The following is a 21,749-nucleotide window of genomic DNA, read 5'->3' as shown; positions in this document are numbered from 1 at the left end:
AATCCCTGCATTGTGCGGACTAATACCGACGAGTTCAAGCAAACCGGCCAGTCGAACCATATGACTTTCGGCTGACGAAGCCGAAAGCGCATGAGACTTATTTGCCCTTCCAGACGGGCGCGCGCTTGTTGAGGAAGGCGTCCATGCCCTCGCGGAAATCTTCGCTCATGTAGGCCTTCAGGATCAGGTCCTCGCCCTCTTCGCGCGACAGCGTGCGGCGGATGCGACGCACGGCTTCCTTGGTCGCCTCCAGCGTGAGCGGCGCGTGGCCGGCGACGAGCTTTGCGGTCTCATCGGCGCGGCGTTGCAGCGTCTCGACATCGGGCACGACCTCGTTGAGCAGGCCCAGCGCCAGCGCTTCTTGCGCCTCGACCAGGCGCGCCTTGAAGATCATGTCCTTGGTGCGGGCGGGTCCGACCAGCGCGACGACGCGACTGATGTTGGACATCGACAGGCAGTTGCCGAGTGTGCGCGCAATCGGAAAACCCATTCGCGTCGTCTCGGTGCCGATGCGGAGATCGCAGCAGGCGGCAATGCCGGCGCCACCGCCGGTACAGGCGCCGGCGATGGCGGCAATCACGGGCACGCGGCACTGCTCGAGCGTACCGAGCACGCGGTCGATGCGGGCCTCGTAGTCGAGCGCGTCCTGCGCGGTCTTGAATGCACGGAATTGCGAGATGTCGGTGCCGGAGGCGAATGCCTTGTCGCCGGCGCCGGTCAGGATCAACGCCTTGATCGAGCGGTCGGCGTTGATCTCCAGGCAGATCTCCGCCATGCGGTCATACATGGCGAAGGTCATGGCGTTACGCGCCTGGGGGCGGTTGAAGGTGATCCGCGCGATGCCGTCCTGGACGGAGTAGAGCAGGTCTTCGTTGGCGGTCGCAGGTAGATTCATCGCGCGCTCACTTCAGTGTTGTTGTTCTCAGGCCACCTGAGCCTTGGTCATCGGGACCACGTCGCGCCCCTTCAGGACGTCCATGGCCGCCAACACGCCGCCGCTCCGGTGCGGAATTTTTGCGAGATCGAGGCCCATCTCGACGCCGGCGAGCGTGCCCATCAGCATCAGATCGTTGAAATGGCCGATATGACCGATGCGGAACACCTTGCCCTTGACCTTGTTCAGGCCGGTGCCGAGCGACATGTCGAAATTTTCCAGCACCACCTTGCGGAAGGCGTCGGCATCAAAGCCCTCAGGCACGCGCACGCCGGTCAGCGCCGGCGAGTGCGCGGCCGGGTCGGAGCACTGCGTCTCCAGGCCCCAGACCTTGACCGCGGCACGCGTGGCCGCGCTGTGGCGCTTGTGGCGGGTCCAGACGTTATCCAGCCCCTCCTCTTCCAGCATCTTGACCGCTTCGCGCAGGCCGTAAAGCAAATTGGTGGCGGGCGTATAGGGGAAGGTGCCGAGCTTGTTGAAGCTGATCACTTCCTGCCAGTCCCAATAGGAGCGCATGCCGGGATTGGCCTTGGCGACCGCGAGCGCTTTTTCCGAGACGGCGTTGAAGCCGAGGCCGGGCGGCAGCATCAGGCCCTTCTGAGAACCGGCGACCGAAACGTCGATGCCCCAGGCATCGTGCTCATATTCCATCGAGCCGAGGCCGGAAATGGTGTCGACCATCAAGAGGGCCGGATGCTTGACCCGATCGAGCAGCTTGCGCACCTCCAGCGGCGGCGTCACGCAGCCGGTCGAGGTCTCGTTATGGACGACGCAGACGGCCTTGATCGTATGCTGCTTGTCCGCGGAGAGGCGCTTCTCGATCTCGGCGAGGTCGGCACCATGGCGCCAGTCGCTCGGGATGAAGTCGACGTCGAGCTTGAACTTGTCGGCGATGCCGCGCCACAGCACGGCGAACTGGCCGGTCTCGCACATCAGCACCTTGTCGCCCGGCGAGAACACATTGACCATCGCCGCTTCCCAGGCGCCGGTGCCGGACGACGGAAAGATGATCACCGGCTGCTTGGTGCGGAACACCCGCTGCATCGCGGCAAGGATGGCAAAACCGAGCTCGGCGAACTCCGGACCGCGGTGGTCCAGCGTCGGCATGTCCATCGCCCGCAGCACGCGGTCGGGCACGTTGGTCGGTCCTGGAATCTGTAGGAAATGCCTTCCAGTATGCACGGTCATCGGCGTCCTTCCCGGTTGAGCCTTGGTTTGGTGGGCGCCGAATAGCACCATTTGACCGGCTTGTCCCCTCTCGAAAGGGTTCGTCCGTGCTTGGCGGACCGACCCGCCCTCGCCTGCCTTTCCTTCCATCGCGGCCCCTTACGTGCCGACGATCTTCAGATGCGGCGAGGCATTGCCCTGCGGGCGTTGCTCCAGGAGCTTCATCGCGACGTCGACGCCGCCGGAGCGATGCGGCACGCCGGCGACCGAGAGGCCCATTTCGACGCCCGTAAGCGCACCGAGCAGCGTCAGCGCGTTGCATTCGCCGAGATGGCCGATGCGGAAGACCTTTCCCGCCACCTTCGACAGGCCCGAGCCGAGCGACATATTGTAATTGTCGAGCACGACTTTCCGGAACTGGTCGGCGTCATGCCCCGGCGGCATCAGCACCGCGGTGAGCACCGGCGAGTACTCGGCCGGCTCCTGGCAAAGGATCCCGAGCCCCCAATGATTGACGGCGGCGCGCGTCGCCGCGGCCAACCGCTGATGGCGCGCGAACACGTTGTCGAGCCCCTCTTCCAGCAGCATCGCGATCGCCTCGCGCAGGCCGTAGAGCAGATTGGTGGCGGGCGTGTAGGGAAAGAAGCCTTTCGCATTCGGCTTGAGCATCTCCTCCCAGTCGAAATAGGAGCGCGGCATCCGGTTCGCTTTGGACGCAGCCAGCGCCTTCTCCGAGATCGCGTTGAAGCCGAGGCCGGGCGGCAGCATGAAGCCTTTCTGCGAGCAGCTGACGCTGACGTCGACCTTCCACTCGTCGTGGCAGTAGTCGACCGAGCCGAGCGAGGAGATGGTGTCGACCATCAGCAGCGCGGGATGCGACGCGCGGTCGATCGCGGCGCGGATCTCGGCGATGCGACTGGTGGCGCCGGTCGAGGTCTCGTTATGCACGACCATCACGGCCTTGATCGCGTGCGCCGCGTCTTCGGTGAGCTTGGCCTCGATCACGGCCGGATCGGCGCCCCGCCGCCAGTCGCCCGGCACGAAATCGACCTCGATGCCGAAGCGGCCGGCCATCTGCCGCCACATCGTGGCGAAATGGCCGGTCTCGACCATCAGCACCTTGTCACCCGGCGACAGCGTGTTGACGATCGCAGCCTCCCAGGCCCCCGTGCCCGAGGAGGGGAAGATCACGACCGGCCCCGTGGTCTTGAAGATCTGCTGGCTGCCTTCGAGCACGGCGCGGCCGAGCTCGCCGAACTCCGCGCTGCGGTGGTCGATGACGGGCATGTCCATGGCGCGCAGGACGCGTTCAGGGACCGGGCTCGGGCCCGGGATCTGGAGGAAATGACGTCCCTGATGCATGAGGCCTCCCTGGCCGCGGTCTTGGCAAAGCCGACAGCCATTTTGCATTCATTTTTTGCCGTTTCAATCGATTTTTGGTATGCGATTGTGGACATCGACGCGACCGAACGGGCAAATTATTGTGCTGCAAATGAAATCCACGATTCCCGACAGCGGGGTTCCAATCGCCCCGCCCGCCGGCAATGGCGCTGACCGCCAGGAGGCCTCGCTCCACGGCGAGATCCTATTGCGGCTGCGCGACTATGTGGTGGAAGGCAATATCCCGGAAGGAGCCCGCATTCCCGAGCGGCAGCTCTGTGAGATGCTCGGCATTTCCCGCACGCCCCTGCGCGAAGCCCTGAAGGTGCTTGCCGCCGAGGGCCTGATCGAGCTTTTGCCCAACCGCGGCGCTCGGGTGCGCCAGCTCAGCCAGCGCGACCTCGAAGAGCTGTTCGACGTGATGGCGGGGCTGGAGAGCCTTGCCGGGCGCCTCGCCTGCGAGGCGATCAGCGACGCGGAAATCGCCGCGATCGAGCAGCTGCATTACGAGATGTACGGCCATTATCTGCACCGCGACATGCACGGCTATTTCCTGGCCAACCAGCGAATTCATGAGAGCATCGTAGCGGCCGCGCGCAACGAGGCGCTGAAGACGGCCTACGCCAATTTCGCGGGGAGAATCCGCCGCGTCCGTTACTCCGCCAATTTCGCCCGCAAGCGGCAGCGCTGGGCCGAAGCGATGCGCGAGCATGAGGCCATCCTCGATGCGCTGCGCCGGAGAGCCGGCAGCGAGCTCAGCGACATCCTGTTCCAGCACCTGCGCAACAAGCGGACGGCGGCGATCGAGCACCTGATCGAGCCACAAGAGCCTGCACCGGCCTCGCCCTGAGGGCGGCCAGCCTGCTCTTTTTGAATTCATAATACGTCGGCCGGGAACAATAATGAATAACTCAGCAAGGCGGGGCCTTACTGGATCAGTCCGGGACCAGGGATGACAAACGCCTCCTCGCTCGAACGGCGCCTGCGGTCGGAACTGACCGGCGACGTCCTGTTCGACCCCTTCAGCCGCGGCCGCTACGCCACCGACGCCTCGTTCTATCAGATCGTGCCAGCCGGCGTGGTAGCGCCCAAGACCATGGACGAGGCCCTGCGGGCGCTGGCGATCGCCCGCGACGAGGGGCTGAAGGTCACCCCGCGCGGCGGCGGCACCTCGCAATGCGGCCAGACCGTCAATGACGGGCTCGTTGTCGATCTCTCCAAGCATCTGAACCGGATCCTGTCGCTCGACCTCGAGGGCCGGACCTGCGTGGTCGAGCCCGGCATCGTGCTCGACGACCTCAACCGCCAGCTCAAAAAGCACGGGCTGTGGTTTCCGGTCGACGTCTCCACCGCCTCGCGCGCCACGATCGGCGGCATGGCTGGCAACAATTCCTGCGGCGGCCGCAGCCTCCGTTACGGCACCATGCGCGACAACACGCTGTCGATGGAGGCGGCCCTCGCCGACGGCACGCTGAGCCGCTTTGGCGAAGTGTCGCGCGACCTCGCCGAGGTTGATGCGGACGACAAAGTGCGAGCGCTGTTTCGCGACATGCTCGATCTCGGAATGCGCGAGGCCGGGGAGATCGCGGCGCGGTTTCCCAAAGTGCAGCGCCGCGTCGGCGGCTACAATCTCGATGCGCTGGTGCCGCGCAACGCGCCGAACAACATGGCGCATCTTTTGGTCGGCTCAGAAGGCACCCTCGCCCTCACCACCAAGGTCGAGCTGAAGCTGTGGCCCGTCATCCGCAACAAGGCGCTCGGCGTCTGCCATTTCGGCAGCTTCTACGAGGCGATGGACGCGGCCCAGCATCTCGTCAAGCTGAAGCCGATCGCGGTTGAGCTGGTCGACCGCACCATGATTGCGCTCGGCCGCGACATTGCGATGTTCAGGCCGATCATCTCCGCCGCCATCAAGGGCGATCCGGATGCCGTGCTGGTGGTCGAATTCGCCGAAGAGGACCAGGCAGACAACCTCCTTCGTCTGAAACAGCTCGGCGAGCTAATGGGCGATCTCGGCTTCGGCTGGAGCAACGACACGCGCAAATGGGGCGGCGTGGTCGAGATCACCGAGCCCGCGCTACAGAGCGGCATCGCCGATTTCCGCGCCGCCGGCCTCAATGTCATGATGTCGATGAAGCAGGAAGGCAAGCCGGTCTCCTTCGTCGAGGATTGCGCAGTGCCGCTGCCGCACCTTGCCGACTACACCGCGCGGCTGAACGAGGTATTCGCCAGGCACGGCACCAGCGGCACGATGTATGCGCACGCCTCCGAGGGCTGCCTGCACGTGCGTCCCGTGCTGAATTTGAAGCTGGAAAAGGACGTCAAGGCGATGCGCGCCATCGCCGAGGAGGCGTTCGCGCTGGTGCGCGAATACAAGGGCTCGCATTCCGGCGAGCACGGCGACGGTCTGGTACGCTCGGAATTCCACGAGACCATGTTCGGCGCGCGCCTCGTTGCCGACTTCAGGGAGGTGAAGCAGCGCTTCGATCCCGACGGCGTCCTCAATCCCGGCAAGATCGTCGATCCGCCCAGGATGGACGACCGCTCGCTGTTTCGCTTCAAGCCCGACTATCGCGTCGGTGAGCTGAAGACAAAACTCGACTGGTCTGCCTATCCCGGCGCCGGCGGCGGTTTCCAGGGCGCGGTCGAGATGTGCAACAACAACGGCGCCTGCCGCAAGCTCGAGGGCGGCGTGATGTGCCCGTCCTATCGCGCCACGCGCAATGAGAAGGACGTCACCCGCGGACGCGCCAACACGCTGCGGCTCGCGATCTCCGGCCAGCTCGGCCCCGATGCGCTATCGTCCGACGAAATGATGGAGACGCTCAAACTCTGCGTCTCCTGCAAGGCCTGCCGCCACGAATGCCCGACCGGTGTCGACATGGCCAAGATGAAGATCGAGGTGCTGGCGGCACGAGCAGCGAGCCATGGCCTGACGCTGCGCGACCGCCTGGTCGGCTATCTGCCGCGCTATGCCGGCCTCGCCTCGCGCCTCGCGCCGCTGGCGAATTTGCGCAATCGCAGCCCATGGCTGCGACGACTGTTCGAGCGCTTTGCCGGCATCAGCGCGCGCCGGACGCTGCCCGCGTTCCGCAGCGACGTGTTCGCGCCGCCGGCCGAAAGCGTTGGCCCGGAAGCCGGCCGCGAGGTCGTGCTGTTCGCCGACACCTTCAATCGCATCTATGAGCGCGAGAACCTCGAGGCCGCGCTGCGCGTGCTCGTCGCTGGCGGTTATCGCGTGCATCTGAAGCCGGCAAGCGGCAGCCGCCCGCTGTGCTGCGGCCGCACCTTCCTGTCCGCAGGGCTCGTCGACGAGGCCAGAGCCGAGCTCGACCGGCTCGTGACCGCCTTCACGCCCTTCGCAGCGCGCGGCGTGCCGATCGTCGGGCTGGAGCCGAGCTGCCTGCTGACGCTGCGTGATGAGCTCGCTTCACTGCGCAAGGACAAGGATGCCAAGGCGGTCGGCGCCCATGCGTTGACCTTTGAGGAATTTCTGGTGCGCGAGGCCGAAGCCGGCCGGCTGCAACTGCCGCTCGGCAGCGTCGCCGATAAGGCCGTGGTGCACGGCCATTGCCACCAGAAATCCTTTGGCGCCTTCAAGCCGGTCGAGCAGGTGCTCCGGCTCGTGCCGGGCCTCAAGGTCGAAACCATCGAGTCGAGCTGCTGCGGCATGGCCGGTGCCTTCGGTTATGGCGCCGACACCTATGATGCCTCGATCGAGATGGCCGAGCTGTCGCTGCTGCCCGCCGTGCGGCGCGCAAGCGAGACGACACTCGTCGTTGCCGACGGCACATCCTGCCGCCACCAGATTCACGACGGCACGGGGCGCGAGGCGCTCCACGTCGCACGCGTGCTGGCGCTGAGCCTCGAGCGCGCCGAGCCCAATTCCACTTCCACCACTGCAAAGGAACCCAGCCATGGCTGACCTCACGCTCGAAGTTGCCCGCAAGATCCTCGACGCCGCCCTCGCGAAGGCCGGCGAGCTCAAGCTGAAGCCGCTGGTCGTCACCATCCTCGACGCCCGCGGCGTGCTCAAGCTCGCCGCCGCGCAGGACGGCACCAGCCTGATGCGCGCCGAGATCGCGCACGGCAAGGCCTATGGCGCGCTCGCCATGGGCATGGGCTCGCGCGCGCTGTTCCAACGCGCCCAGGAGCAGGCCTATTTCATCGATGCCGTGAACACGATTGCCAAGGGCGCGCTGGTGCCGGTGCCCGGCGGCGTGCTGATCATGGATGGCACGACCCTGCTCGGCGCCGTCGGCGTCTCCGGCGATACCTCCGACAATGACGAGGCTTGCGCGGTGGCGGGTATTCAGGCGGCGGGGCTGAAGCCGAACGCGGGGTAGTCGTCCCAGAGCGCATCACATTGAACCATCACCGTCACTCTGAGGTGGCCGCTTCTTCAGCGGCCCTCGAAGGGCGACGGCCCGGCTGCATCTCGGCCGTGCATCCTTCGAGGCTCCCGGCGCGATGCTAGACGCACCGCGCCACTCGCACCTCAGGATGACGGATCAACCAGCAGCCTTCCCTCACCGTCCCGTCCAGACCGGCTTCCTCTTCTCGCTGAACGCCTTCAGGCCTTCCTTGGCGTCCTCGGTCATCGCGAGCAGCGCGATCTGGCTTTCGGTGTAGGCGATGCTCTCGTCGAACGACATCGCGGCGATGGCCCGCATGGCGTACTTGCCGCGGCGGATCGCGGTCGGGGACTTGTCGACGATGCGGCCGATCATCCAGTCGACCTTGGCGTCCAGCTCGGCGGTGGGCACGACGTAGTTGAGCAGGCCCGCCGCCTGTGCGGCCTTGGCGTCGAACGGTTCGCCCGTGAGCGCCCATTCGTTGACGAGGCGCGGCGGCGCGATGCGCTGGAGCAGGCTCAGCACCTGCATCGGGAACACGCCGACCTTCACCTCCGGCAGGCCGAACACGACGTGATCGGCCGCGACCGCCATGTCGGTCATGCAGAGCAGGCCCATGCCGCCGGCCATGCAGACGCCCCCGACCCGCGCAATCGCCGGTTTGGTGGCGTTCTGTGACAAACGTAACAGATCGGCATAGTCGACATTTGGTTTGGAATGGTCCATCGCGAAAGCCGCGCCGGAATTCTGCAAATCGGCGCCCGCGCAGAACGCCTTGTCGCCCGCGCCCGTCAGTACGATGACGCGGACGTCCTTGTCGTCATGCGCGTCGCGATAGCCTTTGGTGATGCCGGCGATGACGTCGCCGTTCAATGCGTTGCGCTTTTCCGGCCGGTTGATGGTGATCCAGAACGCCTGCCCGCGCTTCTCGGTGATGATTGCTGTGGTGTCGGTCATGGTAGGCTCGCTTCCCTGGCTCTGTTTTGCAGCCATTTGCGGCAGGACGGGCCGCGCGCGCAAGGGCAATCTGCCACCCCCGTCACCATAGCGTGTGGGCGCAACTTCACTTGCCGATTGTATTGTGAGTGACGGCCGCTATCCTGTCCGGAGATTTTGATCACCATGAGCCATTTCATGCGCGCCGCGATGATGGTGTTGCTAACAGCCCTGCTGGTGCTGAGCAGCGGCCCTGCAAGCCGCGCGGCCGACGTCGCGAAGATCGCGCTGGTGATCGGCAACGCCAGATATCCGGACAACGAGTTCGTGCTGAGCGACGTCGCCAACGACGCACAGGACGTCGCAGAAGAGTTGAAGCGCGACGGCTTCGTCGTCGACCGGCAGAGCAATCTCACGGCCGACGCCATGCGGCAGGCGCTGGATCGCTTCTATGCCCGCATCGAACGCGGCGCAGTGGCGCTGATCTTCTTCGACGGCTTTGCCATCCAATCCAACCGGCAGACCTATCTGCTTCCGGTCGACGCGCAGATCTGGACCGAGCCGGACGTCTCACGCGACGGCTTCAGCCTCGACAGCATCCTCGCCGAAATGAACACGCGCGGTGCCGCGATCAAGGTCGCGCTGATCGACGCCTCGCGGCGTAACCCGTTCGAGCGACGCTTCCGCCGCTATTCGGCGGGCCTTGCGCCGGCGATCGCGCCGAGCAATTCGCTGGTGCTCTACTCCGCGGCGCTCGGCGCGGTCACGGCCAGCGGCAAGACCGATCACGGCCTCTTCGTTGCCGAACTGCTCCGCGAGATGCGTGCGCCGAACATCAGCGCCGAGCAGGCCCTGATCAACACCAAGAACGGCGTGATCGCCGCCACCAAGCGGGAACAGGTGCCGTGGCTGTCGTCCTCGCTGACCACGGAATTCTCGTTCGCAGGCTCGGTGACCCGGCCGCCCGACAGCAAGGGCGACCCGACGCCGACGAAGCCCGAGCCTCAGAAACCGGAGCCGCAGAGACCGGTCTGCGAGGCGCCGCAGGCAGAGCCTCCCCCGAGCGCCGACGATCTCGCCAGGGATCCGGTCATCGCCGATCTCACTCGCAAGATCGCGGCGAACGCCAATGACATCGTCTCGCGCTACAAGCGCGGCCAGGTCTATGCGATCAAGCGCGCTTATGCGCTCGCCAGGCAGGATTTCGACCTCGTGATCAGCAGGAATCCGAGGGATGGCGAGGCGTTCAACAACCGCTGCTGGGTGCGCGCTGCGACCGGCGACCTGCAGGGCGCGCTGGCCGACTGCAATCTGGCGCTCCAGATCAATCCCGGCTTGAGCGATGCGCTCGACAGCCGCGGGCTCGTCAACCTCAAGCTCGGCCGCAACGCGGAAGCGATCAAGGACTACACCGACGCGATCCAGCGCAATCCGCGCTCGTCATCGTCGCTGTTCGGCCGCGGCATCGCCACCCGCAAGAGCGGCGGCGACGGGGCCACCGATATCGCGCAGGCGAAATCCATGAACCCCGATATCGCGAAGGAGTTTGCCGGCTACGGCGTCACGGAGTGCAGCCCCTAGGCCGTCGCGGCCTTCCTGATCCAGACCTTGTTGTCATGGAATGCGGCCCCGCCGATCGGCGCGACGGTTTCGGCGCCCGTCAGCATGTTGATGCCACGGCCGCCGATATGGTTCTTGTTGGGGTGAACGGATTCCGCGATCAGGACGCCGCGCCGCACGCCGTCGAACAGGGTTGCGATCAGCGTGGTCTCGCCGCGCGTATTGCCGAGCGTCACCGCGTCGCCGTCGGCGATGTCGAGCGCGGCGGCATCCAGCGGATGGATCATCACGCTCGCCTTGCCCTCGCGGGCCTGCGAGGACGGCGTCTCGTTGAAAGTGGTGTTGAGGAAGCTGCGCGAGGGGCTGGTCGCGAGCCGGAACGGATGGGCCTGATCGGTTTGCTCGATCACGGCCCAATGATCCGGCAGGGACGGCATCTTGTCGACATCGCCCATGGTCACGCCGAATGGCGGGTGCGCCCAATCGGCCCTGAAGTGGAATTTGCCGTCGGCATGGGCGAAGCCGTCGAGATAGTGAGACGTGCGGAAACCCGGTTGCAGGTCGCGCCAGAGATCGGCCTCGAGGCCGCCGATGTCGCCGTGGCCGCTCAGCTTCAGCGTCGCGTCGATCAACTGGCGCGGCGTCATCTCGAAACCCCGATGCCTGGCGCCGAGCCGCGGCGCCAGCGCCTGCAGGACCTCGTGGTTGGAGCGGCATTCGCCGGGCGGGTCGATCAGCTTCGGCCCGACCGAGATGTGCTGGTGGCCGCCGCCGTAATAGAGGTCGTCGTGCTCCATGAACATGGTCGCGGGCAGCACGATGTCGGCCATCTGCGCCGTCTCGGTCATGAACTGCTCGTGCACCGCGACGAACAGATCCTCGCGCGCAAAGCCCTGCCGCACCAGCGCCTGTTCCGGCGCCACCGTCATCGGGTTGGTGTTCTGGATCAGCATCGCCTTGACCGGGCCCTTGCCTTGCAGGGCTTCGGCATCGCCGGTGAGGATGCGGCCGATCTGCGACTGGTCGAGCGCGCGCGTCGACTTGTCGATCGCGTCGTGACCTTCGATGATGGATTCGTTGAAGTGCCACAGCGCGTAATTGTTGAAGAAGGCGCCGCCGCCTTCGTATTGCCAGGCGCCGGTCACCGCGGGAATGCAATTTGCCGCGTGCATCTGCGTGGCGCCGTTGCGGCTGCGTGTAAAGCCGTAGCCGAAGCGGAAGAAGGTGCGCTTGGTCTCGCCGACGGCCTTGGCAAAGGCCTCGATCTCCGTCACCGGCACGCCGCAAATGGCGGACGCCCATTCCGGCGTGCGCGTCTTCAGATGCGCCTCGAGCTCGGCGGGGCAATCGGTGTATTTGTCCATATAGGCGCGGTCGGCATAGCCGTCGCGGAACAGGACATGCATGACGCCGCAGGCAAACGCGCCGTCGGTGCCGGGCCGCAGTATGATCTTGATGTCGGCCTGCTTCATGGTCTCGTTGTCGTAGATGTCGACCGCCGCGATCTTCGCGCCGCGCTCTTTCCGAGCACGGGAGGCGTGCGTCATCACGTTGACCTGGGTGTTGACGGGATTGGTGCCCCAGATCACAACGAGATCGGACAGCGCCATCTCGCGCGGATCGACGCCGGCGATCTTGCCGGTGCCGATGGCAAAGCCGATGCGGGCGACGTTGGCGCAGATGGTCTGATAGAAGCGAGAATATTTCTTCACATGCGTGAGGCGGTTGAGACCGTCGCGCATCACCAGCCCCATCGTGCCGGCGTAGTAATAGGGCCAGATCGATTCCGCGCCGAACTCGCGCTCGGCCGCGTTGAAGCGGTGCCCGATCTCGTCCAGCGCCTCGTCCCAGGAAATCCGCGCGAATTGCCCGGAGCCCTTCGGTCCAGTGCGGCGCAGCGGGTACATCAGCCGCTCAGGATGATGGATGCGCTCGGCGTAGCGGGCGACCTTGGCGCAGACGACGCCGGCTGTGTAGGTCTGCCTTTTCGAACCGCGGACACGACCGATGCTGCGGCCCTCGACCACCTCGACATCGAGGGCGCAGGCGGAGGGGCAATCATGCGGACAGGTCGAATGGCGGATTTCGATCTTGGCGTGCTGGTTCATGTCCCAGTTCGTAACACCAAAATACCTGCCAGCCGAGGGCATTTATCCGGCAGCGCCCATGCGATTTGCTCAAACCGTGCGCGCCGGCGGTTCCTGCTGCAACAGCGAAATGCAGACGGCCACACCGGACGTCGCCGGCTATTCCCGGCTCGGGCGCTTTTGTGAGGCGTCGACAGTCCGCATTCCCTGCCGCTACAGTGCCGGCCAACAAGAACGACACCAGGGAGGTGGGCATGATCGCCCGAAGATTCGCGCTGGCATTGGCGGCCGGCCTGCTTGCCGCGTCCTCCGCAGTCCCCTCCTCCGCACAGGACTATCCCACCCGCGCGGTCCGGATCGTCGTGCCGTTCGGCGCCGGCGGGCCGGCCGATGTCGCGGCCCGGCTGATCGGCAACGTGCTGCAGGAGAGCTTCGGCCAACCCTTCGTGATCGAGAACCGCACCGGCGCGGGCGGTGTCATCGGCACGATTGAAGCGGCGAAGTCGCCGGCCGACGGCTACACGCTGCTCATGATGTCCAACACCCAGACCGCGAATGAATCGCTGCTGACGGCGGACAAGCGCAAATACGAACTGATGCGCGACCTCGTGCCGATCGCGCCGGTGAACTATTCCGATCTCGTCATCGTGGTGAACCCGGGCGTTGCAGCGAAAACGCTGCAGGAATTCATCGCCCTCGCCAAAGCGCAGCCAGGCAAGCTGAATTACGCCTCCTCCGGTCAAGGCACGCCCTACCATATGGCCGGCGAGCTGTTCAAAGCCATGACCGGCATCGATATCGTCCACGTGCCCTACCGCAACAGCGGCGAAGCGCGCAGCGGCGTGATCGGCGGGCAGGTGCAGATGATGATCGACGCGGTGCCGGCGATGGCGCCGAACGTCGCCGAGAACCAGGTGCGCGCGCTTGCCACCACCGGCAAGCAACGATCGACCGTGCTGCCGAACGTGTCGACCGCGATCGAGGCCGGCGTCCCCGGCTATGAGGCGACGATCTGGCTCGGCCTGATGGCACCGGCCGGCACGCCGAAGCCCGTCGTCGACAAGCTCAATGCCGCCGTTAACGCCATGGTGAAGCGGCCCGACATCGTCAAGCTCTGGACGGAACAGGGCGCCGTACCCATGTCGATGACGCCGGACCAGTTCGACAGATTCCTGCGCGGCGACATCGAGAAATGGGCCGATGTCGTCAAGAAGTTCGACAAATCCTGAGGCCGCAGCGCGATCATGCCGATCATTCAATTCCGTCTCAACGGCGCCGCCATGGCCGTCGATGCCGATCCCGATCAGATGCTGCTCGATGTGCTGCGCGGCCGTCTCGGCGTCACGGGGGTGCATTTCGGCTGTGGTGCCAACGAGTGCGGCGCCTGCTATGTGATGGTCGGCGATCGTGCCATGGCCTCCTGCGACATGCCGTTATGGTCGGTAGCGGACAAGGATGTCGTCACGGTAGAAGGCCTCGGTACGATAGAAGCACCACACCCGCTGCAACGCGCCTTCATCTCCGAACAGGCGATGCAGTGCGGTTATTGCGTCTCCGGAATCCTCGTCAGCGCCGCAGCGCTGCTGAAACGCAATCCGTCGCCGACGGAGGCGGAGGTCAGAGCCGCACTGGATCGCAATCTGTGCCGTTGCGGATCGCATAACCGCATGATCCGCGCCGTGCTGCGTGCGGCTGCGGAGATGGCGGCGTCATGAGCATGCCATCCCCGGTCCCGAAGCTGCCGGTCAGCCTCATGACCAATCCAAGACTGTCGTCATGGGTGCGGTTCACCGGTGACGGCCGCGTGACGATCTTGCCCGGCAAGGTCGAGATTGGCCAGGGCATCGTCACGGCGCTGGCGCAGATCGCGGCGGACGAGCTCGATGTCGATATCGGCAGGGTCGAGATGATCCGTGCCTCGACGGCGACCAGCCCGAACGAAGGCGTCACCTCGGGCAGCCTGTCGATCCAGCAGTCCGGTCGCGCGCTCCGGCACGTCTGCGCGGAGGTGCGCCAGCGCTTTCTTGGCGCGGCATCGGAACGTCTCGGCGTCGATGCGCCGCTGCTCGATGTCGACGACGGAACGATCTCGGGTCCCGGCAATGTCAGGACCAGCTATTGGGAATTGAAGGGCGACGTGTCACTCGACCACGATGCCACCACGGACGCGACTGCGAAGGGCGCCGCCAAGCGCAGCATCGCCGGACATTCTATCCAGCGCGTCGACATTCCCGACAAGGTGTTCGCGCGGCCGCGCTTCATCCACGACCTTGCACTGCCGGGACTGGCGCATGGTCGCGTGCTGCGGCCGGATATATCGGGTGCCAAATTGATCGCACTCGACGAGGAGGCCGCGCGCGCGGTTCCCGGCCTCGTTGCGATCGTCCGCGACGGCGGCTTTGCCGGCGTGGTCGCTGATACCGAGGCGGCGGCCGACATAGCGCTCAGGGCCTTGCGCAAGGGCGCGACATGGTCGGCCGGCGAGCCGCTGCCCGATGAAGACGATCTGGCAGGGTTTCTCAGGAGCCAACCGGTCGAGACCACCATCATCGACACCAGGATGGCGGAGCCGGCGCGCAAGCCCGCCCAAACGCTCCGCCGGCAATACACCCGCCCCTACGTCGCGCATGCCTCGATGGCGCCGTCCTGCGCCGTGGCACAATGGGACGGTGATCGTGTTCATGTCCGGACGCACAGCCAGGGCGTCTACCTGCTCCGCGCCGATCTCGCGATCGTGCTGAAGCTGCCTGCAGAGAATATTGTCGTCGAACACATGGAGGGCGCCGGCTGCTACGGGCACAATGCGGCCGATGACGTCGCGCTTGACGCCGTGCTGCTGGCCGCGGCCGCCGGCGGCCGTCCGGTCCGGGTGCAGTGGTCACGCCACGACGAGATGTCGCACGCGCCGTTTGGCGCCGCGATGGCGATCGAGATCGAGGCCGACCTCGATGCGGGCAACGAGATCGTCGGCTGGCGCCACGCGATCTGGAGCAACGGCCACGCCGCGAGACCGGGGCGCGCGGCAGAGCCGGCGCTGCTGGCCGCAACCGAGATCGCCAATCCCTATCCGCGCATGATCTCGACCAACCCGCCCGCCGCGAACGGCGGCGGCGCCGACCGCAACTCCGTTCCGCTCTATGATTTTCCGGCCTGGACGGTCACGAGCCACCGGCTGCTGACCATGCCGGTGCGAACCTCGGCGCTGCGGACGCTGGGCGGGCAAGGCAACGTGTTTGCCATCGAGTCCCTGCTCGACGAGATCGCCGCCTTGCGCGGTGAGGACCCGATCGCGTTCCGCCTGCGCCATCTGCGCGATGAGCGGGCGAAGCATGTGATCCGCGTCGCGGCGCGGCGCGCCGCCTGGAAACCGCAGCAGCGTCCCGGCATCGGCTACGGCATCGGCTTCGCCCGCTACAAGAACTCGGGCGCCTATTGCGCCGCGATTGCCGAGATCGAGGGCGCCGACGATATCCATGTGAAGCGGCTGACGCTCGCCGTCGATGTCGGCGAAGCCATCAATCCGGACGGCGTCATCAACCAGATCGAGGGCGGCGCGATCCAGGCCACGAGCTGGGTGCTGAAGGAACGCGTCCGGTTCGACCGGACCCGCATCACCTCGACTTCGTGGACGGACTATCCGATCCTGACCTTCAGCGAGGTGCCGGCCGTGGACGTCGAGATCATCCAGCGGCCGGAGATCGAGCCGGTCGGCGCCGGTGAAGCCGCGCATGGCCCGGTGACGGCGGCAATCGCAAATGCAGTTTACGATTGCCTCGGCGTGCGCGTGCGCGACCTGCCGATCTCGCGCGACAGGGTCATTGCAGCCATGGAGCGTACGTCTTGACGACACTGAACATCCTGAGCGGCGGCGCGGCACAGGGCCTGGTGCGTGGCCTCACGGAGGCTTTCAGGGCGCAGACCGGCCTCGGCATCGAAGGTGAGTTCGGCGCGGTCGGCCTCATGGCTGACAAGCTGCGCGCGGGAACGCCGGCCGATCTCGTGATCCTGACGCAGGCTCTCGTTGCGAACCTTGCCGGGGAAAAGCTCATCGTCCCCTCCTCGATCACGGATGTCGGCCGGGTCGAGACCGCGCTGGCGGTCCGCAGCCATGATCCCAAGGCGACGGTGACGACCGAGGCCGATCTGCGCGAAGTACTGCGCGGTGCCGACGCGATTTACGTCCCCGACACCAAGGCCTCGACCGCGGGGCAGCACGTCGCAAGAGTGCTGGACCAGCTCGGCATCGCCTATGAGGTCGCCTCGCGCCTCAAGATCTTTCCGAATGGCGCGACCGCAATGCGCGAGCTTGCGAATTCGACCGCGACGCGGCCGATCGGCTGCACCCAGGCGACCGAGATCATCGCAACCGACGGCATCACGCTATCGGGATCGTTGCCGCCCGGCTGCGAGCTCGTGACGATGTACTCGGCCGGCATAACCGTGCGCGCCGCACATCCGAAGCAGGCCGCCGCGCTGATCGCGCTATTGAGCGGCGCAGATCGAAAGAATCTACGCCAACGCATGGGCTTCACTGGCTAGGCGCGAAGCCTATTTGTGCAGCTGGGTGAGACCGGTCGGCGGACCGTCGACGGCGGTCCAGCCGCCATCGACGAACAGCGTGCTGCCGCTGACATAGCTTGCGGCGTCCGAAGCGAGATAGGCGACCGCGGTCGCGACCTCGTCGGCACTGCTCCAGCGGTTGAATACGGTGTGGCCGGCATAGAGATTGTAGATGTCGGGCCGCTGCTTGAACGGACCGGTGAGCGCCGTCTCGGCGATGCTGGGCGCGATGGCGTTGACGCGCACGCCGGCATGGCCGACCTCGGAAGCAAAGCCCTTCACCAGCAGGCCGATCGCCGCCTTGGTCGAGCCGTAGACGCCCAGTCCCGGCTCGATAGTCACCGCGCGCACCGAGGAGCAGGCGATGATGCTGCCGCCCTTCTGCGCGACCATGATGCGGCCGAAGGCCTGGAAGAACCACACCGTGCCCTTGACGTTGAGGCTTAGAACGCGATCGAGATCCTCCTCGGTATAGTCGAGGATGGTCTTGCGGATGTTGAGCCCCGGCGTCGTCACGGCGATGTCGAGCCGCGGGAATTTCTGCATCACGACCTTGGCGAGCGCATTGACGTCCGCAGCGCTCGCGGCGTCGCAAGCAGCTGCTTCCGCCCAGCCACCCCTGTCGCGAATGCCGGCGGCGGTCGCCTCCGCCCCGTCAAGCGCGCGATCGGCACAGACAACGCGGGCCCCTAACCCGGCCAGCGCCTCGGCCGACGATTTGCCGATACCCGAGGCGGCGCCGAGCACCACGGCCGTCTTGCCGGTGAGATCGAAAAGCTTGCGATAGTCCGTCACTGATAGCTTCTCCTGTGCTGCTGCTATCCCTTGTAGCCCATCAAGAGGCGCGGCAGCCACAGCGAGAATGCGGGGACATAGGTCACGAACATCAGAGCTGCGATCAGCGCAGCGTAGAACGGCAGTATGGTGCGCATCACCGCGCCCACCGATATGCCACCGATGGCGCATCCCACGAACTGCGTCGTTCCGACCGGCGGGGTGTTCAGCCCAAGGGCGCAGTTGATCAGCATCAGCATGCCGAACTGCACCGGGTCCATGCCCGCCTTCATCGCGATCGGCAGGAAGATCGGGGTGCAGATCAGGATGGTCGCCGCCATGTCCATGAACGTTCCGAGCACGAACAGGATGACGTTGATGAGCAGGAAGATGACCCAAGGCTGCGTCGAGACCCTGCTCATCATCTCGCCGGCGAGGTCGGCCACCTCGTAAAGCCCCATCAGATATTGGAACATGGTGGAGACGCCGATCAAAAGCAGCACCACACCCGTCGTCTTCACCGCCTTGGCGGCCGCGCGCAGGAAGTTCTGCAGGGTCATGGTGCGGTAGATCAGGAACGTCAGCAGGATCGTGTAGGTCACCGCAACGGCTGCGGATTCCGTCGCCGTGAAGACGCCGGACAGGATGCCCGCCAGGATGATGCCGACGATCAGAAGGCCCGGCAGCGCGGCTGCCAACGAGCGGAACACCTCGGCCCAACCCGGGAACTTGCCGGCCGGATAGCCGCGCTTCACCGCGACGGCGTAGGCAGCGACCAGCATGCACACCATCAGCACGATCGCCGGCAGCAGGCCGGCGGCGATCAGCGCGCCGATCGAGACCTTGCCGCCGGCGGCGAGCGCATAGATGATCATGTTGTGACTGGTCGGCATCAAGGCCCCGACCAGCGAAGCGTGGGTGGTGACGTTGACGGCGTAGTCGGTGTCGAACCCTTCCTTCTTCATCATCGGGATCATCACCGCGCCCATCGCCGACACGTCGGCCACGGGCGAGCCGGAGACGCCGCCGAACAGCGTGCAGGCGACCACGTTCGACATGCCGAGGCCGCCGCGGATATGTCCGACGAGATTCTTGGCGAGCTGGACGATCTTGTCGGCGACGCCGCCATGCAGCATCAGCTCACCGCTGAATACGAAGAAGGGAATCGCGAGGAAGGAGAAGATGTTCATCCCCGACATCATCTGCTGGAAGATGACGGCGACCGGCAGGCCTTCGTAGAGGATGGTGCAGATCGCGGAGAGGCCGATCGCGAAGGCAACCGGGACGCCGAGGATCAGAAAGCCGAAGAAGGTGGCGCCGAGGATGATCAATTCCATGACGGGACGACCTCTTCGCCGCGCAGAAGAGCCATGATGTGCTCGATGGAAAAGGAGACGATCAGGAGGCCGGAAGCGATCAGCGGCACGTAGCGGATCACCTCGGGAAGGCCGAGATTGGGAATCTTCACGGTGCCGACAGACGACCCGAGGATCCAGCCGTTATAGGCCATGGCAATGCCGAACACGGCGACCAGCACGTGGATCACGATCTCGATCTTCTCTCGCGCGTGATCGGGAAGCATCACAAGCAGACTGTCCATGCCGATATGTCCGGCATCGCGCACGCCGACGGCGGCGCCGATCAGCGTCACATACAGGATCAGCACCAGTGCGAGGTTCTCGGTCCAGGTCGGGCTGGAATTGAGCACGTAACGTCCGAATACCTGGTAGAAGACGATGGCGACGATGACGAGCAATCCGGTCACGGACAGATACATGCCCACACGCGCGACAGGTGCGTTGATCCGCGACAGCAAGCCGGTGGACGGGCGTCCGGCGACCGCGTCATGCTCGTGATCTGCGACTTGTGGGTCTGTCATCCCGGGTCTCCTTGCGCGGGCCCGGGTCGCCTTTGCGGCGACGCCGGGCCCGCGCTGCTGGCGTTCTACTTCGTGCCCTGGATACGCTTGACGAGGCCCTGCAACTTCTCGTCGCCGGCGAACTTCTGATAGACCGGCTTCATCGCATCGACGAATTCCGCCTTATTGGCGATCGTGACGACCTGAACGCCGGCCGCCTCGACGGTCTTGCGGGACGCCTGCTCACGCTCGTCCCACAGCTTGCGCATCACCGGCACCGATTCCTTGGCCGCCTTGCGGATCATCGCCTGATCCTCCTTGCTCAGCGTGTCCCAGACCTTTTTCGACATCACGAGAACTTCGGGCGCGAGGGAGTGCTCGGTGATGTTGTAGAACTTGGCCGCCTCGAAATGGCGCGAGGACTCGTAGGACGGCCAGTTGTTCTCGGCCGCATCCACCAGGCCGGTCTTCAGCGCGGTGTAGACCTCGCCATACGGCATCGGCGTCGGGTTGGCGCCGAGGCTCTGGATCATGCCGACCCAGAGATCGGATTGCTGGACGCGGATCTTCAGGCCCTTGAGGTCGGCGAGCGACTTGACGGGTGCCTTGACGGTGTAGATGGACCGGGCGCCGCTGTCGTAATAGGCGAGACCGACCAGGCCCGCAGGCTCCATGGCGGCCAGGATCTCGTCGCCGATCGGCCCATCGAGCACGGCGCGCATGTGCTGCGTGTCGCGGAATACGAAGGGCAGGCACAGGGCGATGGTCTCGGGCACGAAGTTGTTGAGCGGCGATGCGTTGATCCGCATCATGTCGAGTGCGCCGATCTTGAGCTGCTCGATGGTGTCCTTCTCGGAGCCCAGGGCTCCATTGGGAAACACCTTCACGCCGAGCTTGCCACCGCTCGCGGTCGCGAGCTGCTTGCCCATGAACTTGACGGCCTCGACGGTCGGATAGTCGGCGGGGTGGACGTCGGCCGAACGGAAATCGCGCGCGGTCGCCAGGGGCGCTGAGACCGCCAATGCAACGGCTGTGATAATACCGGTGAGTGTCTTCATCTGGGCTTTCCTCCTGGGTTGATTATGTCGTTGTCGGGCGGATGCTGCGGGCCGGCCTTGGGTCGCTCCACCTCAGACATGAAGTCAAGCGCCAATGTCGTCCCTAGGGCGCGCGGCATTCCCTGTCCAAGCCAAATCCGGCATCGATCGATGCAACAGTTGCATCAATCGATTTCTGGCGCAATTCGCATTGCGGTGGGTCGGGTGGGTCGGCTGACGTCGCCGGCACGTGACTTGACGCCAGCAATTGGGGCCCCTCAAGATGACCGGCACAGCGGACCATCTCGAAGGAATGCCCATGCCGCGGAAGCTGATCGATATCTCGGTGCCGCTCAGAAACGACGTGACGGCCGATCCGCCGGGCAACCATCCGACCATCCAGTATATCGACCATCAGCAGGGCCTGCCGCGGATGCTGCAATTCTTCGACGGCCTCAAGGCCCAGGATCTGCCCGACGGACAGGGCTGGGCCGTCGAGCAGGTCTCGCTGTCGACCCACAACGGCACGCATCTCGACGCGCCCTGGCACTTCCATCCGACCATGAACCGCGGTGAGCGGTCATGGACGATCGACGAGGTCCCGCTGGAATGGTGCTTTCAGCCGGGCGTGAAGCTCGACTTCCGGCATCTGCCCGACGGCTGCGTGGCGAGCGCCGACGACGTCGAGAAGGAGCTGAAGCGCATCGGGCACAAGCTGTCGCCGCTGGAGATCGTCGTCGTCAACACCAGCGCCGGCGCAAAGTTCGGCAAGGCCGAATACGTCAATTCCGGCTGCGGCATGGGCTATGAAGCCACCATGTACCTGCTCGAACGCGGCGTGCGGCTGACCGGCACCGACGGCTGGAGCTGGGACGCGCCGTTCGTCTACACGGCGAAGAAATATGCCGAGACGCACGACGCCGGCCTGATCTGGGAGGGCCACAAGGCGGGACGGCATATCGGCTATTGCCATCTCGAGAAGCTGCACAACCTCGACCAATTGCCCTCGACCGGGTTCATGGTCTCATGCTTTCCGGTCAAGATCGAACGCGCCTCGGCGGGGTGGACCCGCGCGGTCGCCATCATCGACACTTAGGCAGA

Annotated in this window: 18 protein-coding genes; 9 read left to right on the top strand and 9 right to left on the bottom strand. The window is 65.4% G+C overall.

The window, feature by feature from the left end; genetic code table 11:
• Positions 1 to 97: 97 nt before the first annotated feature.
• From D6B98_RS04610 to D6B98_RS04600, 3 genes are all read right to left on the bottom strand, one after another.
• On the bottom strand, positions 98 to 895 hold the full coding sequence (locus tag D6B98_RS04610) for an enoyl-CoA hydratase/isomerase family protein (protein WP_126255707.1): 798 nt from the start codon (positions 893 to 895) through the stop codon (positions 98 to 100).
• Positions 896 to 922: 27 nt separating this feature from the next.
• The gene (locus D6B98_RS04605; protein ID WP_126255706.1) at positions 923 to 2,122 is read right to left on the bottom strand and encodes a pyridoxal-phosphate-dependent aminotransferase family protein; all 1,200 of its coding nucleotides are present in this window, start codon (positions 2,120 to 2,122) and stop codon (positions 923 to 925) included.
• A gap of 138 nt (positions 2,123 to 2,260) precedes the next feature.
• Positions 2,261 to 3,463, bottom strand: a complete 1,203-nt coding sequence (locus D6B98_RS04600; RefSeq protein ID WP_164718378.1) for a pyridoxal-phosphate-dependent aminotransferase family protein — start codon at positions 3,461 to 3,463, stop codon at positions 2,261 to 2,263.
• 130 nt (positions 3,464 to 3,593) lie between these two features.
• Between D6B98_RS04600 and D6B98_RS04595 the strand changes: the two genes are divergently transcribed.
• The 3 genes from D6B98_RS04595 to D6B98_RS04585 all read left to right on the top strand — a co-directional run bounded on the left by D6B98_RS04595 (position 3,594) and on the right by D6B98_RS04585 (position 7,827).
• The gene (locus tag D6B98_RS04595) at positions 3,594 to 4,331 is read left to right on the top strand and encodes a GntR family transcriptional regulator (protein ID WP_164718377.1); all 738 of its coding nucleotides are present in this window, start codon (positions 3,594 to 3,596) and stop codon (positions 4,329 to 4,331) included.
• A gap of 102 nt (positions 4,332 to 4,433) precedes the next feature.
• Positions 4,434 to 7,406: an FAD-binding and (Fe-S)-binding domain-containing protein gene (locus D6B98_RS04590; RefSeq protein ID WP_126255703.1), complete on the top strand. Its 2,973-nt coding sequence runs from the start codon at positions 4,434 to 4,436 to the stop codon at positions 7,404 to 7,406.
• On the top strand, positions 7,399 to 7,827 hold the full coding sequence (locus D6B98_RS04585; RefSeq protein WP_126255702.1) for a GlcG/HbpS family heme-binding protein: 429 nt from the start codon (positions 7,399 to 7,401) through the stop codon (positions 7,825 to 7,827). The genes D6B98_RS04590 and D6B98_RS04585 overlap by 8 nt, the downstream gene beginning before the upstream one ends.
• 183 nt (positions 7,828 to 8,010) lie before the next feature.
• Here the strand turns inward: D6B98_RS04585 and D6B98_RS04575 are convergent, their stop codons facing one another.
• Positions 8,011 to 8,793, bottom strand: coding sequence for an enoyl-CoA hydratase/isomerase family protein (locus tag D6B98_RS04575; RefSeq protein ID WP_126255701.1), 783 nt, complete (start codon positions 8,791 to 8,793; stop codon positions 8,011 to 8,013).
• Positions 8,794 to 8,958: 165 nt separating this feature from the next.
• On the opposite strand from D6B98_RS04575, the gene D6B98_RS04570 reads away from it, so the two are divergent.
• Entirely contained in the window at positions 8,959 to 10,353 is a 1,395-nt protein-coding gene (locus tag D6B98_RS04570) for a caspase family protein (protein WP_205680448.1), read from the top strand.
• On the opposite strand, the gene D6B98_RS04565 is transcribed toward D6B98_RS04570, so the two are convergent.
• Entirely contained in the window at positions 10,350 to 12,440 is a 2,091-nt protein-coding gene (locus D6B98_RS04565; protein WP_126255700.1) for a molybdopterin oxidoreductase family protein, read from the bottom strand. The genes D6B98_RS04570 and D6B98_RS04565 overlap by 4 nt on opposite strands.
• A 233-nt stretch (positions 12,441 to 12,673) precedes the next feature.
• On the opposite strand from D6B98_RS04565, the gene D6B98_RS04560 reads away from it, so the two are divergent.
• Genes D6B98_RS04560 through D6B98_RS04545 form a run of 4 tightly spaced genes read left to right on the top strand, consistent with a single transcriptional unit; the run spans position 12,674 to position 16,958 of the window.
• Positions 12,674 to 13,648, top strand: coding sequence for a tripartite tricarboxylate transporter substrate binding protein (locus D6B98_RS04560; protein ID WP_164718376.1), 975 nt, complete (start codon positions 12,674 to 12,676; stop codon positions 13,646 to 13,648).
• A 15-nt stretch (positions 13,649 to 13,663) separates the two neighbouring features.
• A complete protein-coding gene (locus D6B98_RS04555) occupies positions 13,664 to 14,134 on the top strand; it encodes a (2Fe-2S)-binding protein (protein ID WP_126255699.1) in 471 nt (156 codons plus the stop codon).
• Positions 14,135 to 14,136: 2 nt separating this feature from the next.
• The gene (locus D6B98_RS04550) at positions 14,137 to 16,263 is read left to right on the top strand and encodes a xanthine dehydrogenase family protein molybdopterin-binding subunit (RefSeq protein ID WP_126255899.1); all 2,127 of its coding nucleotides are present in this window, start codon (positions 14,137 to 14,139) and stop codon (positions 16,261 to 16,263) included.
• Positions 16,260 to 16,958 carry a molybdate ABC transporter substrate-binding protein gene (locus D6B98_RS04545; RefSeq protein ID WP_126255698.1) on the top strand — a complete coding sequence of 233 codons (699 nt, stop codon included), beginning with the start codon at positions 16,260 to 16,262 and terminating at the stop codon, positions 16,956 to 16,958. The genes D6B98_RS04550 and D6B98_RS04545 overlap by 4 nt, the downstream gene beginning before the upstream one ends.
• A 9-nt stretch (positions 16,959 to 16,967) precedes the next feature.
• Here D6B98_RS04545 and D6B98_RS04540 read toward each other — a convergent pair whose 3' ends face one another.
• The 4 genes from D6B98_RS04540 to D6B98_RS04525 form a co-directional block, all read right to left on the bottom strand.
• Complete coding sequence (locus D6B98_RS04540) at positions 16,968 to 17,774, bottom strand: SDR family NAD(P)-dependent oxidoreductase (protein ID WP_126255697.1); 807 nt, start codon at positions 17,772 to 17,774, stop codon at positions 16,968 to 16,970.
• Between the two features lie 23 nt (positions 17,775 to 17,797).
• Complete coding sequence (locus tag D6B98_RS04535; RefSeq protein WP_126255696.1) at positions 17,798 to 19,090, bottom strand: TRAP transporter large permease; 1,293 nt, start codon at positions 19,088 to 19,090, stop codon at positions 17,798 to 17,800.
• Complete coding sequence (locus D6B98_RS04530) at positions 19,081 to 19,632, bottom strand: TRAP transporter small permease (protein WP_126255695.1); 552 nt, start codon at positions 19,630 to 19,632, stop codon at positions 19,081 to 19,083. Before D6B98_RS04530 ends, D6B98_RS04535 begins: the two co-directional genes overlap by 10 nt.
• Positions 19,633 to 19,697: 65 nt before the next feature.
• Positions 19,698 to 20,669: a TRAP transporter substrate-binding protein gene (locus D6B98_RS04525; RefSeq protein ID WP_126255694.1), complete on the bottom strand. Its 972-nt coding sequence runs from the start codon at positions 20,667 to 20,669 to the stop codon at positions 19,698 to 19,700.
• Between the two features lie 298 nt (positions 20,670 to 20,967).
• Here D6B98_RS04525 and D6B98_RS04520 point away from each other — a divergent pair, with 298 nt between their 5' ends.
• Entirely contained in the window at positions 20,968 to 21,744 is a 777-nt protein-coding gene (locus D6B98_RS04520) for a cyclase family protein (RefSeq protein WP_126255693.1), read from the top strand.
• Positions 21,745 to 21,749: the final 5 nt, after the last annotated feature.

Origin of the sequence: Bradyrhizobium sp. LVM 105 (assembly GCF_003957705.1) — a bacterium.
In the GTDB taxonomy this organism is placed as follows: Bacteria; Pseudomonadota; Alphaproteobacteria; order Rhizobiales; family Xanthobacteraceae; genus Bradyrhizobium; species Bradyrhizobium frederickii.
The sequence above is the reverse complement of the archived record's forward strand: the minus strand, read 5'-3'. Positions and strand labels throughout refer to the sequence as shown.

What these genes read in the sequence shown, in the direction of transcription:
- D6B98_RS04610 (WP_126255707.1), bottom strand. Translation starts at nt 895, where the DNA reads ATGAATCTACCTGCGACCGCCAACGAAGACCTGCTCTACTCCGTCCAG.
- D6B98_RS04605 (WP_126255706.1), bottom strand. Translation starts at nt 2,122, where the DNA reads ATGACCGTGCATACTGGAAGGCATTTCCTACAGATTCCAGGACCGACC.
- D6B98_RS04600 (WP_164718378.1), bottom strand. Translation starts at nt 3,463, where the DNA reads ATGCATCAGGGACGTCATTTCCTCCAGATCCCGGGCCCGAGCCCGGTC.
- D6B98_RS04595 (WP_164718377.1), top strand. Translation starts at nt 3,594, where the DNA reads ATGAAATCCACGATTCCCGACAGCGGGGTTCCAATCGCCCCGCCCGCC.
- D6B98_RS04590 (WP_126255703.1), top strand. Translation starts at nt 4,434, where the DNA reads ATGACAAACGCCTCCTCGCTCGAACGGCGCCTGCGGTCGGAACTGACC.
- D6B98_RS04585 (WP_126255702.1), top strand. Translation starts at nt 7,399, where the DNA reads ATGGCTGACCTCACGCTCGAAGTTGCCCGCAAGATCCTCGACGCCGCC.
- D6B98_RS04575 (WP_126255701.1), bottom strand. Translation starts at nt 8,793, where the DNA reads ATGACCGACACCACAGCAATCATCACCGAGAAGCGCGGGCAGGCGTTC.
- D6B98_RS04570 (WP_205680448.1), top strand. Translation starts at nt 8,959, where the DNA reads ATGAGCCATTTCATGCGCGCCGCGATGATGGTGTTGCTAACAGCCCTG.
- D6B98_RS04565 (WP_126255700.1), bottom strand. Translation starts at nt 12,440, where the DNA reads ATGAACCAGCACGCCAAGATCGAAATCCGCCATTCGACCTGTCCGCAT.
- D6B98_RS04560 (WP_164718376.1), top strand. Translation starts at nt 12,674, where the DNA reads ATGATCGCCCGAAGATTCGCGCTGGCATTGGCGGCCGGCCTGCTTGCC.
- D6B98_RS04555 (WP_126255699.1), top strand. Translation starts at nt 13,664, where the DNA reads ATGCCGATCATTCAATTCCGTCTCAACGGCGCCGCCATGGCCGTCGAT.
- D6B98_RS04550 (WP_126255899.1), top strand. Translation starts at nt 14,137, where the DNA reads ATGCCATCCCCGGTCCCGAAGCTGCCGGTCAGCCTCATGACCAATCCA.
- D6B98_RS04535 (WP_126255696.1), bottom strand. Translation starts at nt 19,090, where the DNA reads ATGGAATTGATCATCCTCGGCGCCACCTTCTTCGGCTTTCTGATCCTC.
- D6B98_RS04530 (WP_126255695.1), bottom strand. Translation starts at nt 19,632, where the DNA reads ATGACAGACCCACAAGTCGCAGATCACGAGCATGACGCGGTCGCCGGA.
- D6B98_RS04525 (WP_126255694.1), bottom strand. Translation starts at nt 20,669, where the DNA reads ATGAAGACACTCACCGGTATTATCACAGCCGTTGCATTGGCGGTCTCA.
- D6B98_RS04520 (WP_126255693.1), top strand. Translation starts at nt 20,968, where the DNA reads ATGCCGCGGAAGCTGATCGATATCTCGGTGCCGCTCAGAAACGACGTG.